This window comes from Neptunicoccus cionae (genome assembly GCF_014643735.1).
GTDB lineage: Bacteria > Pseudomonadota > Alphaproteobacteria > Rhodobacterales > Rhodobacteraceae > Amylibacter > Amylibacter cionae.
Window position 1 is genome coordinate 22857 of the sequence record NZ_BMKA01000010.1, and the last position, 15279, is coordinate 38135.

Here is a 15279-nt window from a genome sequence, read left to right on the forward strand (position 1 = left end):
AGGGAGAGACCAATGAAGAAACTAGCAACAGCACTTGCGTTTACCGCAATGACAGCCACCGGCGCGATGGCCGAGGGGCTGCAGGGCGTGACCGACGACATGATCACGCTTGGCACCTATACGGACCTAAGCGGGCCGTTGGCAGTCTGGGGTGTGCCCGAGGCGAATGGCCTGCGCATGCGCGTGGACGAGATCAATGCGGCGGGCGGCATTCACGGTCGCCAGCTTGAGATTATAATCGAGGACACGCAATATCAGGTGCCCCGCGCGATTCAGGTTGCAAACAAACTGATGCGCCGCGACCAGATTTTTGCGATGGTTGGCGCGCTTGGCACACCGATGAACCTAGCGATCATGCCGCAACAAATTGAAGCGGGAATTCCCAACATGTTCCCGATGTCGGCCGAGGTCGAGATGTATGAACCATTGGATCCGATGAAATACGCATTTTTTCGCAGCTATACAGACCAGTTTCGCGCGGGCGTTGCATACTTCAAGGAAAATGGTGATTTCTCAACACCCTGCATTGCGCAACTCGCAAATGAAGCTGGTGAATCAATGGCGCTTGGCGTCACGCAGCAATTGGCAGAGTATGACATGAAAGTCGCGGCCAAAACGGAGCATTCGGCAACCGAATCCGATATGCTCTCGTCTGTAACCACATTGAAAAACGCCGGTTGCGATATCGTGTTTCTGGCGGGTGGGGTGCGCGATACAATTCTAGTTGTTGCAACATCTAAAAAGCTTGGTTTTGAACCGACTTTCGTGACTGGAATGGTGTCCTATATGGATGCAGTTGCGACTGCCGCTGATGGCGCGATGGATGGTCTATATCTGGTATCGCCTTTTGTTTTTGCGAACGCAGGAGACTCCGAAGGGGAAGCAAAACGTATCCTGGAGAGTTACAGCGAAATTTACGGTGAAAAGATGGCCCCACAAGCGCAGCTTGGTTACGTTTTCATCGACCTGATTGCCGTGGCGCTCGAAGCTGCTGGTCGCGATCTGACGACCGAAGGATTTCTGGCCGCAACCGAAGCGATCACTAGCTATGTTGATCCGATCGGCGGCCAGTCGGTCAGCTTTGGCCCGGAAGACCATCAGGGCATCGAAAGTCTGATTATGGCAAAAGTCGAAGACGGTAAATGGACTATTGCGGCCCGCGGGCTCGACTACTAATCTGTCAGTGATAAATGCGGGCGGTGCTTCGGTTCCGCCCGTTGGTTTTGAAAGAGTAGCTTTGACTAGAATCCATTGGCACAAAAAAACCAAAGATGCCAAAGGCCAGCAAAAGCTGAAACGGCGGGCCATGCTCAATCTGGCCGCGCATTCGTTTTCAACAGTCGGATACAAACAGACATCGATGGATGACATCGCAGCGGCACTCGCAGTCACCAAGCCCGCGCTTTATTATTACGCCAAAAACAAAGAAGATATCCTGATGCAATGCGCCCGCATCTCGCTGGAGCGGGTCGAGCTATGCTTCACATCGGCAAAGGAAGTTCAGGGTAACGGGCTTGATCGTATCCGCGTATTCTTTAGAGTCTATGCGAACATGGTTGTGAGCGAATTCGGCTCTGCCTTGATGCGCGAAGCGCGGCGCAATCTGACCGGAGAAAATCAGAAGAATTTGCGTCAGACAATGATAGACGGTCAGAATTTTCTTGAAAGTATTATCGCAGAAGGGATCAAAGACGGTTCTATCCGCGATTGCGACTCAAAGCGCCTCGCACATGTGCTTTTTTCGGCCTTCAACCAGATGCCGATCTGGTATAATCCGAAAGGGCCGCTTAACCCAGAGAGTATTGCAGATGAAATGCTGGAACTAATCATCCATGGCGTGGGTGCGAAGAATACTTGATTCTAAATTTGTTGCCTATTCAAACAGCGCCGATTTTATTAAAGATTTAACATAAGATGGACTCTCGGATTTTTGAAGGAGCACTTTCATAATTAACATAAACTTCATTATGCGAATCTATCATGTACGCGGGCACATTCTAATCTGGGTTGCGAATTTTCCCCTATCTTGCTGGAAAGCAAGGAGAATGAAAGATGGCGCATACTGAGCTAAACGTGCGTGAACGACGCAGGATCGAGGATATGCTGAATGCTAAGATGTCAGTCGGTGAAATTGCCGCTGATATTGGCAGGCATAGATCCACCGTCTATCGCGAGATCAAGCGGAACTATTACCACGATGAAGAGATCCCGTATCTGAATGGGTATTACGGATTGAACGCGCAAGACTACGCAACGGATCGACGCGCGCGGCGGCGCAAGCTAGTGCGTTTGGATGAACTTCGAAAAGCCGTCATCACGCAGCTTAAAGAAGGATGGTCGCCCGAACAAATCGCAGGCCGCCTTAAATTTGAAGGTCAAACAATCCGTGTGAGCCATGAGACGATCTATGCCTACGTTTACGGCCCCGATGGCCAATCCAGAGAACTTGCCCGTTACCTGCCAAACCGCCGCAAGAAACGAAGGCCGCATCATTCGCGTAAGCCACGTGGCCTTGTGTTTCCACCGGATCGATCCATCCATGAACGCCCAGACTACGTTGATGGCCGGGAGACGTTTGGCGAATGGGAAGGCGATCTGATGATCTTTGAACGCGCCCAAGGCAAAGCAAATGTTGCCTCTCTGGTAGAACGTAAGACCCGCTTTGCCGTCCTATTCCGCAACAACGACCGGAGCACGACGCACCTGATGAACCGGCTGATGAGCGTGATGGAACGCGTCCCCCAGCCCGCTCGCAAATCCATCACCTTTGATCGTGGGATTGAGTTCAGGAATTGGCGCAAACTGAAGCCAGGGATCGGAACGGAGGCTTGGTTCTGTGATCCTCAAGCCCCGTGGCAAAAGGGTTCTGTTGAGAACCTGAACAAACGTGCGCGCCGTTACTTGCCACGCGATGCGCCTGTAGCCGCGTTCTCAGATCGAGATATGAAGTCGATCTGTGACCGCTTGAACGGCACCCCCAGAAAGTGTCTGGGATGGCGCACACCAACCGAAGCCTTCAGAGAAGAACTAATGAAACTGAGATAGCGGAAACCGTCGCAACGACACTTGAGTATCCAGCGGGTGCGCGCTACCCCCGACTGCGACTCTTGTTAGAAAACAAAAGGCGCAAGATAGAAGGTTGGCGGTACGCTGGGGTGCCGGTGAACGTGATGGCGCTCGACCATATTCCGCGAGTTCAAGCGCAATCCTTCTCCGATCCATGCATCCCGCTGGTCGAGGTGCCATAGAGTGTCACGCAGCATCTATTGCGGCATCTCCCCCGAAATCCGTTTGAGTCCGGCAGCGCGGGGATCATAGTGATAGCCCGTTATTGTGCCGTCCCTGATCTTTTCGACAGCGTCGTTGATTACAAAGAGAGGAACGAGGAACCATTCTCGCGGGACCACAGGCCTTCCAAAGCGATCCATGATCTCGATCTCGAGCCGTGCAGGTTCGAAAATGCGGTGGATCAGGTTCTCCAACTTGGACCGATTGATGTTGTAGAGCTCGTATGTCGCGACCACCTCGACATTCGCCATCAGAAACGTCGGCTGCAACTGCGCGCCGGCGATCCGCTTCTCGACGCTCATATTGGTAACGCCGATCTTGTGCACCAGTTCCCGGTTTTCCGTGACGAGTGGATGATCGGATTTGCTGCGAAGCACATAAATGATCCCGCTCGCCTCATCACCATCGATTGTCTGGTCCGAAAAAAGTGGGCCTGCCGATGGGTCAGTGATTCGGCGTCCCGCGCCGTCCTTGTTCAACGCGCGCTGGAGCGAGCGCATCAGCATGTTGCTCTCGGTGCCGTTGTCAAAAATCACCCGCAGACGAGCATCGGTACGACCTTGCTCATTCGTGATGGTCTCACCCTTTTCAGTAACATAGGCTTTCTGACCGCCGACGATGAAAAAGCGGCCCTTCTCAATCTCGGCTTTCATCTCGAAAGGGCGGGTCTCCCGCAAACCGCTATCCAGTTCTTTCTGGACCATCTCGAACAATGGCTTGAACTTCGAAAAATCTTCGCATTTTTCGCGATTGGCGACCTCGTCGGCGGCCTTTTTCTCGGCTGTAGAGCGGACATGCTTCAATTCTGTGAGTGGTGACTTGGCTACTTCTACGCCCAACTCAGCGAGCAGGGCATCGTCTTCTAGATCTTCGGCGCCCGACGTTGAGGCCGCAAAGGTTTCTGCAAGAAGACCTTGCTCGTCCAGTGGGGCAAGGAGATCGCGGCACTCCTGCAAGTCGCGGATCCGATCAAGACGCACGGCGTAGAGGCGTTCAAAGATATCAAGATCCTCCCCGTGTTGGGGAGGCTGGCCATGCTCCTCTGCAAATCGCGAGATTCCCTCAAAACCTGCGACGATGCGTTCTTCGCGTGGTGTGCGGCTGAGCTGCTTCTTGACTTCGACCTCGACGCCAAGCTCAGCAAGGAGGGCATCATCTTCGTCGGTGAAACTCTTAGCCATTGGCAGCTTCCTGCTTCATGCGCGCGAGATAAGCCACACCTTCGGCCATTTTCTTTTCCCACGGGTCCGGTGAAGTAATCGACGGCAGGCGGCCTCGCTCTTGCTTGAACTTGACGGCTCGCTTCGCAAGATCGCGCGCCTCATCCGGTGACAGTTGCACTTTTTTCGCCGAGATGACGGCCTGGACCTGCCGAAGGCTTTCCTCGCTCATAGTCTTTGCCAGAATCGAGTAGGCTTCGCCGAACGGGTTGATGCGATCAATCAGGTCGATGTCGAGTTCGCGCACGTCCATTGCGAATTTGCGCACCCCGTCGATCAAGGCGGTATTGCCGGTTGTTTCTGTGTCATCGCGGTTCGACAGCGCGATCTCTTTTGCCTTTTGGGTCAGGTTCAGCGCAGCAACTGCGTGTTGGCGCACCGCTTCCTGATCCTCTGCATCTAGCTCTGGGAACCTAGCACCGACAATCTTGCCCATGCGGACCTGCGTCAGTTCCTCCGGCACCAGCTCTTCGTCGAAGAGACCCCGTTCGATCGTAGTCTTGTCCTGAACGAAAGCTGTGATGACCTCATTGAGGTCCTCTTGGCAGATGCGCTTGGCTTCCTTGCTCTTGGGTTCGACCAGGCCTTTGATTTCGATCTGGAACTGCCCGCTGGCCTCGTCGAAGCCGACGTTTTCCTTGTTGGGATCATAGCCGCCCTCACCGTAATCAAACCCTTCGACAGGGCCACTTTTCACGGTCTTGGGTGTGAAGTTGAAACGCGGGGCCAGCACCTGTTCCATCAGCAGGCTCGCTGCGATCGCTTTCAGTGTATCGTTGACTGCCTCGGTCACGGCTTCGGCCGCGGCGTCGGGCTCCGCGATAAGGTTGGTGAAGCGCGCGCGCATCTTGCCCTCGGCATCGCGGGTGGCACGGCCGATGATCTGCACGATCTCCGTCAGGCTGGCGCGATAACCCACCGTCAGGGCGTGTTCGCACCAGATCCAGTCAAACCCTTCTTTCGCCATCCCGAGGGCGATGATGATGTCGACATGGTCGCGGTTGTTCTTATGCGCAGGGTCCTTCAGTGCGTTGGACACCTTGTCCCGCTTGGCCGGTTCATCATCGACCAGATCGGCGATGCGCAGCACCCGCTCCTCGGGCGTCTTGACCAGCTGAAAGCCTGTGATGGGATCCGCTCCCTGCCAATCGCCCAGGGCGTCAATGATATGCTCGACCTCGCGATGCTTGTCCTTGGTGCTTTCGCGCGAGTTCACGTTCGGGATGTGAAGGATCGTCTTCTCGGTCGGATCCAAAACCTTGAGAATGTCGTCCGCATAGGACCCGGAATAGAAGAAATAACCGATGTCAAGCGTCTTGAGGTATTTGTAGCCATTCAATTGCTGATAGTAGGTATAGGTGAAGGTATCGAACTTTGCCTCATCTTCGGGCGACAGAACGGCTTCGGCATCGCCGCGGAAATAGGACCCGGTCATCGCAACCAGATGCACCTTGTCGCGCGCGACAAGGGCGCCCAGATGCGTGCCCAGCTTATTATCAGGGTTGGCAGAGACGTGGTGAAACTCGTCTACCGCGATGAGCCGATCGTCAAACGCTTCAATCCCGAACTTGTCCACGGCGAACCGAAAGGTCGCGTGGGTGCAGACCAGAACCTTGTCGTCGCTCGCCAAGAACTTGCCGACAGCGCCCACTTTGCCATCATCCCCGCCGGGAGCGTTGCACAGGTTCCATCGCGGTTGCACGGTCCAGTCTGCCCAGAAGCCGTACTTGCTCAGTGGCTCGTCGTTGAAGCTGGACCCGATGGATTTTTCTGGCACCACGACGATGGCCTGACGCAGGCCCTGGTTGTATAGCTTGTCGAGTGCTATGAACATGAGCGCGCGGCTTTTGCCAGATGCCGGCGGCGACTTGATCAGCAGGTATTGCTCGCCCCGCTTCTCATAGGCACCCTCTTGCATTTCGCGCATGCCAAGCTCGTTCGATTTGGTCGAGCTTCCATTGGCCGCGTAATTGACAGAGACGGAAGGAACTTGCTTTGTCATGATGTTTTCCTTCTGAGGGGCGCAGAATCATTCGCTTTAGGGCAGGCAATCAAAACCCGATCAAGTAGCGATACCGCACCACGCCTATCGTAACAGTATGATTTATATGTATTTTCCAATTTACGCCCTCTAGCCCACATACGCACAATCAAAACCCGATCAAATGTTATCCCTGTCACGCCCATGAGGGGACATAGCCAGCACGAGGGCGTTCAGCATCCGCAGGACGGATCAGACCAGCATCCAGCGTTGCGCGAATAACCCGCGACGCCTGCGCAGCGTTCTGGTCGTCGATGCCGAGCCGCTCCCGAAGTGTCGCGTTCGTCATCTTCTGACCGCCTACGTATTTGAGCGCGGCATGTTGGTAACACGCTCGCACGGCTTCTTCCGGTGTCATGTCCGCAAAGCGGCGTGGTGCAAACAGAACCACGCGCACGGCGTCTCCCTCCATGCGGAAATCCGGTGGGGGCAACTGGTGTAGCTCAACCGCCGAGATCACCTTGTCGATGCCGGTGCCTTGTTCTTCGCAAAGTTTCATGCGCCGCATCAAGGAAGCAAGAGCTTCATTTCGGGAACGCGGGGGCGAGTCCAAAAACCGGTCGGGGCTAACCAAGGGGGCGCCCGGGTTCGTGATCTCCATGCGATCGCTGAATAACTCGATGAGTGGACCGGCACCGGTGATCGTCATGTCCTGGTGGATCAATGCGTTGGCGATCAATTCGCGGATCGCTATCGACGGGTAGAGCGGACGCTCCTCGCGGAATGCTTTACCAATCAATTCGTTGCGGGGCAGAAGGCCGTCGATGTAATCCACCAGCCCCTGAAATCCCGCTGCATAGCCGCGCTGGCCGTCCTGGCGGTGGCTCACGTCATCTGCACGTCCGGTGCCAGCATAGGCCACGAAACGAACCCCTTTGCGCTCTACAGAGGGGCCGAAATCGGAAAGTTTCTTGGCATACAGGATTGCGCCCAGATTGGTAATGTTCCAGCGGTCGCTTACATCTTTCTGGATCAGACGATCTGCCAATAGCTTGTCGAAGATCCCCTGCCTGTTATCCGGCAAGGGCTGGCCCGTAAGATCGAAGTAGTTGGCGTAATTCAGCCGCGCAAGAACGTCGTCGCCGGACAGGAACTGCGCCGCGACGCCTGTCTCCCAAGCGTAGGGCTGCAACTTGCTCCAGAGGGCACGCAGGCGTTCCGGATGGTCGGACAGGCGCGGCGTGGCACTGCCGATGCGCAAATAGGCGGTCCGGTCAAACTCTACCGGAGCGGTTGCGGCGGCGGGGATAGTCAGCAGGATCAGGCGCTGCCCGTCATGATCGACCTCTTCGAACCGGAACTCGATGCCCGGCTGGAGGTGGTTGGCCACCCACAGTTCGAGCGGCTGCCCCTTCTCCTTTTTCACGGTCGGCTCGAAACTCGTGCCGACAACCGCATGATCGCCGTCTCGCACCCCCCAGACCACATAGGCATAGTGCTGATCGGCCAGCCGTGCAGCATTGGACAAGGCAGAGATCAGCTTGCCGATCAACGGCCCGTCGGCATTGTTTTCCTTGAACTCGATCCATGTGGTTTCCGCTGGTTTGGCACGCAGATCGTCCACCAACCTGCGGGTGCGTTCCGCGCTCATGACAGGGTCAAGGGTCATAGTGTGTCCACTTTCTGACCCACCACGCCTGGGTAGCGTTTGTCGTAGGGGCATTCCTGTATTGCTCGCCGGCCCAGGTCGTTCGGCTTGGCCGGGCTACCGTTGGTGGCATAAATAATCGAAATGGAGGGAAAACCTTTGATCATTGACCTCTCACCCGCTTATCAAAACGTCTTAAAAATATGCGGGCTGTGATCAGGATTATTTGAAACCGAAAAGCACAATCTTCTTCATCTGACAGGCCCGGATGGCTGCCGTGCGGATGCAATCTTGCCCACAACCCCAATACGTACGCAGGTTTGCCTCTGTCGTTCTCCCACTCATTGTATTCGTGAAGTAGGAACGGTCCCGATTTTGTATCTGCAAGATATTGCCTCTTTGCGTCATCGCTAACCTTAGGATCACATCCAAAATACTCCGCAATTTTGTCCAGCAGTTCCTGATAGAAATCTCTGATCATCGCGTTGGCGGAAGACCAGTTCCCTTGCGAAAAGTTCTGAATCGCTTGATCCAAATGCCCCTTGGCGGCGCCCAACCCGTGCCGACCAAGTAAGGCCTCAATTTCGCTGGTCGCCTCTCGAAAATCTGTCTCAGGTACATCCTCAGGCAGCATCCGCCTGAGAACAGTCTGTGTAATGACCCTTGGAGCGTCATCGAAAATGGAAGATCTGCCCATTGGGTCTGGAACCTCCTCTTCCACAAGTGTGAAGCCATCCATTTTCAGACCAGCAAGAAGACGCAACCAGACATCTGGCTTGTTGCGCTTGCTTTGCTCGGATGCCGTAATTGCATGCTCAATCATGGCTCTGCTTAGGTCACAGTTTCCGTTGACCGTCGGAACAGAACGTCCCCCCATACTGCTTCTTGCGAACCGAACCATTTCAATGGCCTTCGATGCTACCGATCCAGAACCACAGAATTCGTCAACACCCCACCCTAGGGTGAGAGACGAGAAAGCGGTTTGTGTCGACATTTCAGCAATCATCTCGCCCGCTGCCATCAACGTCATGCTGTTAAAGTCGCTCATGCGCTCACCTTCGTCGTCATCTTCGTGTACATCTCGAACAGTTTTTCCAGCCGTTCGGTGTCGTTGCGGAAACGGCGGCCGATGTAGATGCGTTCCAGCACCTCGTCGTTGTGGTCATGCGCTGCGCGGAGGTTGGCGGGCATTTTTTCGGGGTCGTAGAGGTCGGCGATGGTGGCGGGGAAATGCGCCTCGCGGGCCAGAAGGATACCTTCGGCCGCCGCTGTCAGGTCGGCGCGGTTCTTTTCGGTCAGTTTCGGGACGGGGAAGGTGTTCCAGCCCATGGTGTTAGAGTAGCGATATCGAGTTTCCAGCTTCCCGCAAACCGTGGCGATCCAGACCAGATGCAGGCGCGAGGCGATCAGCGCCATGTTCCAGAGCGGGGCATCGTATAATGCGAGAGCGAGATTGGATACGCGAACGTCACTGGGCATCAAGCCACACGGCAGGTATTCTCGACGTTCAGAGGATACGCTTGGAACGACGATGGAATTTACTTCTCCAATGATTGTTCGCTCGAACTTGTACGGCGTCAGCAAGCCCGCTTTGCCGCGCTCGCTCCCACCCTGTCGGTAGATTCGAATGCGCTCCAAACGTTCCGCAATCGGAGGTATTGAGAATGCAAGTTCTGCTTGGTGATCTTCAATCCAAAGACAATATCTTTGTTGCCCATTGATGAACTCGCTCGATCCTACAATTGGCTTCACGAGAGGAGATGCCTGAGGGAAACCTTCCAAGAGATCGTTCGCTTCGTCAGGCGACAGTAACAGGTTGCCCTGATCCCGCGGTATGTTGCCGCCGAACATTGTCGCTATCTCTGCAATTGGTTCAGAGGCACGTTCAACAATAATATTGGCCCCTTCGGTGAGGTATGCATTTATGGCTTCGACTGACTTCATGAAGTCAGCTCCATAAATAGCTTTGGACCGTTCACCAACAGCGGCGATCCCAACGATCACACAGGTGACCTGAGCATTCTTGCTCGCATTATTGCCCCAAAGAAAGTTCTGATGTCCGAAAAATATTTCTTGTCCGTTCTGAAAAATTCGGGGCCAGATCAACGGAACTTGGACACCTTGGCAAATCGAGTTTGTAGAAACAAACGCGAAACAGCCGCCATACTTGATGAAGTCCGATGCCTTCCAGAACCAACCCGCGATGTAGTCAATTGCACGTACTTTTTTGTTTCCTGGTAGCAGCGCGTTCAGATCGTCCTTTTGCTCCTTGGTCTGATATTTGTCGCCGACATAAGGCGGGTTTCCGCAAACATACGTCTCGCCTCCTTCATTCGCGAAATCGATCTGCGCCTGATCCAGCGGCGACATGAACAAGTCATCCGCTTGAAACTTCACCCCCGTCCCCGTGGGCGGGCAGACCGACAGCCAGTCCAGCCGCAGGGCGTTGCCACAGGTGATCCAGTTCTGCGCGTCTAGCGGCAGGAACTCGGCCAACGCCTCTTTCTGGCCGCGATAGGTCACGTCGCATTGATATTCCGCGATGATCAGCGCCAGCCGCGCGATCTCGGCCGAGAAGTCGCGTAGTTCGATCCCGCGATAGTTGGTCAGGGGAATGTCGGTGCGGCGCAGCGGCTCGCCCCGGCGCTTGTTGATCTCATACTCGATCGCGCGCATTTCCTTGTAGGCGATCACAAGGAAGTTGCCCGACCCGCAGGCGGGGTCGAACACGCGGATCTTGGCCATGCGGGCGCGCAGATTGGCCAGCTTGCGGGCGTTGTCGCCCGCCGCCTCCAGTTCTGCCCGCAGATCATCTAGGAAGAGCGGGTTCAGCACCTTCAGAATGTTCGGCACGGACGTGTAGTGCATGCCGAGGACCGAGCGTTCCACCTCATCCGCGACGGCCTGGATCATCGAGCCGAAAATATCGGGGTTGATCTGTGTCCAGTCGAGGCTGCCGATATGGGACAGGTAGCGCTGCGCGATCTTGGAAAAGCGCGGCACATCGGTGCTGCCCGAGAAGAGGCCACCGTTCACATAGGGAAAGGTGTCGGCCCAGCGGGGCAGCTTGGCCTCGGCCCGTTTGGGGATGGCGGTGTTCATCGCACGGAAGATCTCGCCGATGACTTCGTGCGTGTTCGACCCGTCGCGGTTCGCCATCTGGTCGATGGTGGCGGTGAACAGGTTGTCGCTGACGAAGATGTCGGTGTCTTCGGCGAAGAAGCAGAAGATCAGCCGCGCCATGAAATGGTTCATGTCGTGGCGTTTTTCGGCGCTGCCCCAGTCGGGGTTGTCCTTGATCAGCTCGACATAGAGCCGGTTGAGGCGGCTGGTGGCGCGGATGTCAAACGCACTTTCGCGGATCTGCTTGACGGTAGAGATGCCGGCGAGCGGCAGGAAGAAGCCGAAGTGATCGGGGAAATCGGTGTAGCGGCAGGCGATGGTCTCGCCGGTGGTGATGTCCTCGGCCTCGAGGTCGATGCCGTCAGTGGCGAGGATGAACTTCGCCTTGGCGCGGGAGGTGGCAGGGCTTTCGCGCAGGGCGGCGAGGGTTGCCGCGATTTCGCCCGGGACGCAGGTCGCAAGGTGGATGTTGTTGGTCTGCAGGACGCCGCCGATGTCGGACTTGTTCGATGCGCCGGTGCGCAGGCGCTTGATTGTCGTCTCCTTGTTTCCGAAGGCCATGAGGAAGGCATAGGGGAACTCTGCCGCATCAAAGGGCTGCTCGGCGAGTTCGGAAACGGCTTGTTCAATCTCAACGGCGTTCATGCGGTAGTCCAGGGGTTGATCAGGTCGATCTCGCAACCCTCGAAGTCAGGCGTGTTGCGCGTGGCGACGGAGGCACCACGGGTGTGGGCAATTGAGGCAATCTGGCAATCGGCCTGGGTGATCGGTCGCCCGGCGGACCGTCGTGCGGCGGAGATGGCGGCATAGGACTGCGCGGCGGCGCTGTCGAAAGGCAGAATGCGCCCCGCAAGGTCCTCACGCAGGATGCTGTCCACTGCATCAACCAGCGCGGCGCGCCGCTTGCCGTTCCCCATGATCGCGAGGCCGTAGCGCAGTTCCGCTTCCGATATCGAGGTCAGGTAGACGTTGAGCCCGTCCTGCGCCGACAGCCATTGCTCGACCCTCGGCTCGGGAGCCGGGCGCAACAGCTCAGAGAGGACATTCGTGTCGAGGATGATCATGCGTCAGGCCTGGTCGAACGCGGGCGGTTCACGCATGGCTTCACGCTGCGGAAGGTCGAGATCAACGCCACCCAGAGGCGCGACCCGCTCGCGGATGGCCGCGGCAAGATCGTGGGATGGCTTCGCTTCGCCGACAACATGGCGCAAGATCTCGCGCGCCTCCTCTTCCATCGAACGGCCGTGCTCAGCCGCACGGATGCGAAGGCGGCGCTTCACGTCATCGTCAAGGTTCCGGATGGTAATGCTTGCCATGATCTCCTCCTGATAGGAGTGTAATCATCGCAATCAATGCGATCAAGGCTAATCGCTGGAACGCATGGTTTCCTCAGGGTGGGCAAGCCGACGCTGTCAGCTCGCGATCTTGCTGATCACCGCAACTGTTATACGCATCATCAATGTTGCAATAGTATATTTTCGTATGTATGCTGGGTGAAGATTGTCAAGGGTCCTTGCCATGCGTTTCGAATTCAAAAACCTCGCTCTGGCGGCCTTTTTAGCTCTCGCCTTGTCCGGCCCAACAGTTCCCACGCAAGCCCGCGCCCAAACCTATCCGATCGACTGCGCCATCTTGCTGTGTTTGTCCGGTGGCTGGCCGGCTTCTGTGCCATGCGCACGCGCGCGGGCCGAGTTCATCCGGCGCATCACACCTTGGCCGGTGGAGCCGCCGCTTCAGATTTGGCGCTGCCCCATGGGTGCGTCTTACGATGGTCCTGCCAGGTCGCGCCCCACGGACCGGATCTTCGATGCCCTATATGGTGGTTCAGGAACCCCACCAAACTCTTCAACCCCGCTTTTTGATCAGGCAGCCGAGGCAGGCGGAATGCTCGGGCTGAAAGGCTCCAACGCGGCTTGGGACAACCTCGTAAGGGCTGATTACGCCCTCCAGCTCGTAGAAGACCGCGCCGACATCGATATCAGCGGGCCGGAATTCAATTTCGTGCGCTCTATTCGCGTCTTTGACGTTCGTTATGCTCGCCAGCACGAATCCGGGCGAGATGGCGACTGCAACCGCAGTGCCGTCGTTGTCCTCGGCACCTACGGGATCCAGGGCGATTTTTCCTGGAGGGCGTCGTCACCCGCAGCGCTGCCTGCTGCGCATGCCGGTCTCGAGCGATGGGGCGAGCACTGTCCGAGCATTTATCACAGATCCGTCTTCGCGGAGTGGCGTGACTATAGCGGGAATTACGGCTTCGAGCAGGTCAATTACTGACTGTTGAGGCGCCGCGACGTCGCACAGAGCCTTGTAAAGATTAAACCTGTAACGCAGGCACAAGCACACAATCGACGGCCATAAAGGCCATAGTCTTCCATGTCAGTCGTCGCGACAGGGCAGCTGCGTGAGAGACGCGAAGTCGATTTCAGCTTTATCGGCATCGCTAAGATCCGGGTAAATCCTTGAGACGCGCTGTGGGCCATGCATGTCCCACCGGATTGCCAGAGCACCTGTGTTCCAGCGATATACCCAGCCGACAATGGTTTTTTCATCGGCTGCGATCAAATTGGCGATCGCGACGCCTTCACCGTTATCATCGTTCACTGTTTACTGACTTCCTGCACTGTGGCGCTTAATTTGCGGCATGGTGTCATAAGGCGCTCACTTGCGCCGCAGGCCGCACATGGTGGATGTTGGCTAACTGCTATTCCTTGAGGAAGCTGATCTCACGAGGGCACACCCCAAAGCGGTACTCCTCAAAATGCATTGTTCTCAAATTCTATGGTCGGGCTCCGTGGCGGCTTCGACGATCGCCAGAACCTCGAACGGGTCAAAGCCGATGGCACGCGCCAAAACGACCAGCTCGACAACGTCGACCCGGCGTTCGCCGCTTTCGAGGCGGGCGATAAGGGACTGGTGGCATCTGAGCCTGTCTGCCAGGTTTTTCTGACCAAGGCCCGCTTTGACACGGGCGTCGACCAATGCCTGACAGAGTGCCACTTGTCCCTTGCTTCTGATTGTTTTCGACACGCGTCACATACCTTTTGTGACGTCGCTAGCGGATGAAATCCGTTATCTAAAAAGTAGATATTTGAGGGTGTTATCGGCGTCTGGTTTCCACGGGGTGCAAGTCTGGTGCATGCCCAGTGGCCCATCAATCCCCCACCAGCTCCAGAAACCGACCATAGTCCTGACTGACCTCACGGGCTTCCTCAAAAGCACGCGCACGCTCCTGCTCGAGGCAGCGGAAGTAGCTCTGGATATCCTGAATGTAATCTTCGAAGTCGCCGCGGATGATATCCGCATAGTCCCGCGCGGCCTGCGAATCGCTTGGCAGGAAAGGACGGGATGGCGCAAAGCAGGATTCCGCGAAAACCAGCTCGGGAACGCAGATTAGAAGGACCATAGCTTGCAATGGGAGCAGGCATGTCAACCTTGGGTTTCTCAAACCTGTTATCTCCTTGATCGCAGACACTGGCCGTGACTAGTGTTTGCGTGACCAAACTACAGCTAAAGCACGATATTACATCTTGCGGTTGATAGTATACTATCGTAACTCTGGGCTTCAAGTAGGAATGCCCGGGGTTGCGCCATTGGAGAAAGCGTGAGCCGGGCCATGAACTGGGACATCGAAGCACCAAATGTGGTTACGGAAGCCAGGTTCCGCGAGCTCGTGGAAAGCGGCTATAGCGCAGAAATCCTGTGCCAGGAGTCGGCACATAAGAAAGGCCCCAGCTATTACGGGGTCTGGATCATGCGCGTTGTCTCTGATGACGGCGTGGAAAAGCTCCTCGTCACCGCCCGCACGCGGACGACCTACAACGATATCAAGATCCGCGAGTTCAAGACGATCTCCGGCGTGGTGTCTTTCTTCATTGGCCTTGGCTTTGCGCATGTCGACCTGCCGCTTGAGGCGGGTACAAGCCGCACGCATAAACTCGCCCCGCCAGACAAAGCCCCATCAGACTTGGGCACTGGCAACTAACCTCGTCTGTCTCTGTCTGGTCGCAGCACCTGCCTCA

15 protein-coding genes are annotated in these 15279 nt (G+C 56.2%); 5 read left to right on the forward strand and 10 right to left on the reverse strand.

Going from position 1 to position 15279, the window contains the following annotated elements; genetic code table 11:
- The first annotated feature begins 12 nt into the window (after positions 1-12).
- From IEX10_RS18835 to IEX10_RS18845, 3 genes are all read left to right on the forward strand, one after another.
- Positions 13-1176 (forward strand): ABC transporter substrate-binding protein, encoded by a 1164-nt coding sequence (locus IEX10_RS18835; RefSeq protein ID WP_039965744.1) that lies wholly within the window; start codon positions 13-15, stop codon positions 1174-1176.
- 61 nt (positions 1177-1237) lie between these two features.
- Complete coding sequence (locus IEX10_RS18840; RefSeq protein ID WP_074647008.1) at positions 1238-1858, forward strand: TetR/AcrR family transcriptional regulator; 621 nt, start codon at positions 1238-1240, stop codon at positions 1856-1858.
- A 194-nt stretch (positions 1859-2052) separates the two neighbouring features.
- Positions 2053-3045: an IS30 family transposase gene (locus IEX10_RS18845; protein ID WP_188678785.1), complete on the forward strand. Its 993-nt coding sequence runs from the start codon at positions 2053-2055 to the stop codon at positions 3043-3045.
- Positions 3046-3263: 218 nt separating this feature from the next.
- Here the strand turns inward: IEX10_RS18845 and IEX10_RS18850 are convergent, their stop codons facing one another.
- From IEX10_RS18850 to IEX10_RS18880, 7 genes are all read right to left on the reverse strand, one after another.
- Entirely contained in the window at positions 3264-4469 is a 1206-nt protein-coding gene (locus IEX10_RS18850; protein ID WP_188678787.1) for a GIY-YIG nuclease family protein, read from the reverse strand.
- Positions 4462-6510, reverse strand: a complete 2049-nt coding sequence (locus IEX10_RS18855; protein ID WP_074647012.1) for a pseudomurein-binding repeat-containing protein — start codon at positions 6508-6510, stop codon at positions 4462-4464. Before IEX10_RS18855 ends, IEX10_RS18850 begins: the two co-directional genes overlap by 8 nt.
- A gap of 175 nt (positions 6511-6685) precedes the next feature.
- The gene (locus tag IEX10_RS18860) at positions 6686-8158 is read right to left on the reverse strand and encodes an ATP-binding protein (RefSeq protein WP_083351912.1); all 1473 of its coding nucleotides are present in this window, start codon (positions 8156-8158) and stop codon (positions 6686-6688) included.
- A 142-nt stretch (positions 8159-8300) separates the two neighbouring features.
- Entirely contained in the window at positions 8301-9185 is an 885-nt protein-coding gene (locus tag IEX10_RS18865) for a hypothetical protein (protein WP_064223261.1), read from the reverse strand.
- A complete protein-coding gene (locus IEX10_RS18870) occupies positions 9182-11905 on the reverse strand; it encodes a class I SAM-dependent DNA methyltransferase (RefSeq protein ID WP_074647014.1) in 2724 nt (907 codons plus the stop codon). The genes IEX10_RS18865 and IEX10_RS18870 overlap by 4 nt, the downstream gene beginning before the upstream one ends.
- Complete coding sequence (locus tag IEX10_RS18875) at positions 11902-12324, reverse strand: type II toxin-antitoxin system VapC family toxin (RefSeq protein ID WP_074647016.1); 423 nt, start codon at positions 12322-12324, stop codon at positions 11902-11904. Before IEX10_RS18875 ends, IEX10_RS18870 begins: the two co-directional genes overlap by 4 nt.
- Before the next feature lie 3 nt (positions 12325-12327).
- On the reverse strand, positions 12328-12576 hold the full coding sequence (locus IEX10_RS18880; protein WP_064223258.1) for a FitA-like ribbon-helix-helix domain-containing protein: 249 nt from the start codon (positions 12574-12576) through the stop codon (positions 12328-12330).
- A 202-nt stretch (positions 12577-12778) separates the two neighbouring features.
- Here IEX10_RS18880 and IEX10_RS20065 point away from each other — a divergent pair, with 202 nt between their 5' ends.
- Entirely contained in the window at positions 12779-13534 is a 756-nt protein-coding gene (locus IEX10_RS20065) for a hypothetical protein (protein WP_229678647.1), read from the forward strand.
- A 102-nt stretch (positions 13535-13636) separates the two neighbouring features.
- Here the strand turns inward: IEX10_RS20065 and IEX10_RS18890 are convergent, their stop codons facing one another.
- From IEX10_RS18890 to IEX10_RS18900, 3 genes are all read right to left on the reverse strand, one after another.
- The gene (locus IEX10_RS18890) at positions 13637-13861 is read right to left on the reverse strand and encodes a hypothetical protein (RefSeq protein WP_188678789.1); all 225 of its coding nucleotides are present in this window, start codon (positions 13859-13861) and stop codon (positions 13637-13639) included.
- Positions 13862-14029: 168 nt separating this feature from the next.
- A complete protein-coding gene (locus IEX10_RS18895) occupies positions 14030-14287 on the reverse strand; it encodes a helix-turn-helix domain-containing protein (protein ID WP_188678791.1) in 258 nt (85 codons plus the stop codon).
- Positions 14288-14411: 124 nt separating this feature from the next.
- Positions 14412-14663 carry a hypothetical protein gene (locus IEX10_RS18900; RefSeq protein ID WP_188678793.1) on the reverse strand — a complete coding sequence of 84 codons (252 nt, stop codon included), beginning with the start codon at positions 14661-14663 and terminating at the stop codon, positions 14412-14414.
- Between the two features lie 210 nt (positions 14664-14873).
- Between IEX10_RS18900 and IEX10_RS18905 the strand changes: the two genes are divergently transcribed.
- Entirely contained in the window at positions 14874-15242 is a 369-nt protein-coding gene (locus IEX10_RS18905) for a hypothetical protein (protein WP_047997960.1), read from the forward strand.
- The last annotated feature ends 37 nt before the right edge of the window (positions 15243-15279 follow it).

What these genes read in the sequence shown, in the direction of transcription:
- IEX10_RS18875 (WP_074647016.1), bottom strand. Translation starts at nt 12,324, where the DNA reads ATGATCATCCTCGACACGAATGTCCTCTCTGAGCTGTTGCGCCCGGCT.
- IEX10_RS18870 (WP_074647014.1), bottom strand. Translation starts at nt 11,905, where the DNA reads ATGAACGCCGTTGAGATTGAACAAGCCGTTTCCGAACTCGCCGAGCAG.
- IEX10_RS18880 (WP_064223258.1), bottom strand. Translation starts at nt 12,576, where the DNA reads ATGGCAAGCATTACCATCCGGAACCTTGACGATGACGTGAAGCGCCGC.
- IEX10_RS18905 (WP_047997960.1), top strand. Translation starts at nt 14,874, where the DNA reads ATGAACTGGGACATCGAAGCACCAAATGTGGTTACGGAAGCCAGGTTC.
- IEX10_RS18845 (WP_188678785.1), top strand. Translation starts at nt 2,053, where the DNA reads ATGGCGCATACTGAGCTAAACGTGCGTGAACGACGCAGGATCGAGGAT.
- IEX10_RS20065 (WP_229678647.1), top strand. Translation starts at nt 12,779, where the DNA reads ATGCGTTTCGAATTCAAAAACCTCGCTCTGGCGGCCTTTTTAGCTCTC.
- IEX10_RS18865 (WP_064223261.1), bottom strand. Translation starts at nt 9,185, where the DNA reads ATGAGCGACTTTAACAGCATGACGTTGATGGCAGCGGGCGAGATGATT.
- IEX10_RS18900 (WP_188678793.1), bottom strand. Translation starts at nt 14,663, where the DNA reads ATGGTCCTTCTAATCTGCGTTCCCGAGCTGGTTTTCGCGGAATCCTGC.
- IEX10_RS18850 (WP_188678787.1), bottom strand. Translation starts at nt 4,469, where the DNA reads ATGGCTAAGAGTTTCACCGACGAAGATGATGCCCTCCTTGCTGAGCTT.
- IEX10_RS18835 (WP_039965744.1), top strand. Translation starts at nt 13, where the DNA reads ATGAAGAAACTAGCAACAGCACTTGCGTTTACCGCAATGACAGCCACC.
- IEX10_RS18855 (WP_074647012.1), bottom strand. Translation starts at nt 6,510, where the DNA reads ATGACAAAGCAAGTTCCTTCCGTCTCTGTCAATTACGCGGCCAATGGA.
- IEX10_RS18860 (WP_083351912.1), bottom strand. Translation starts at nt 8,158, where the DNA reads ATGACCCTTGACCCTGTCATGAGCGCGGAACGCACCCGCAGGTTGGTG.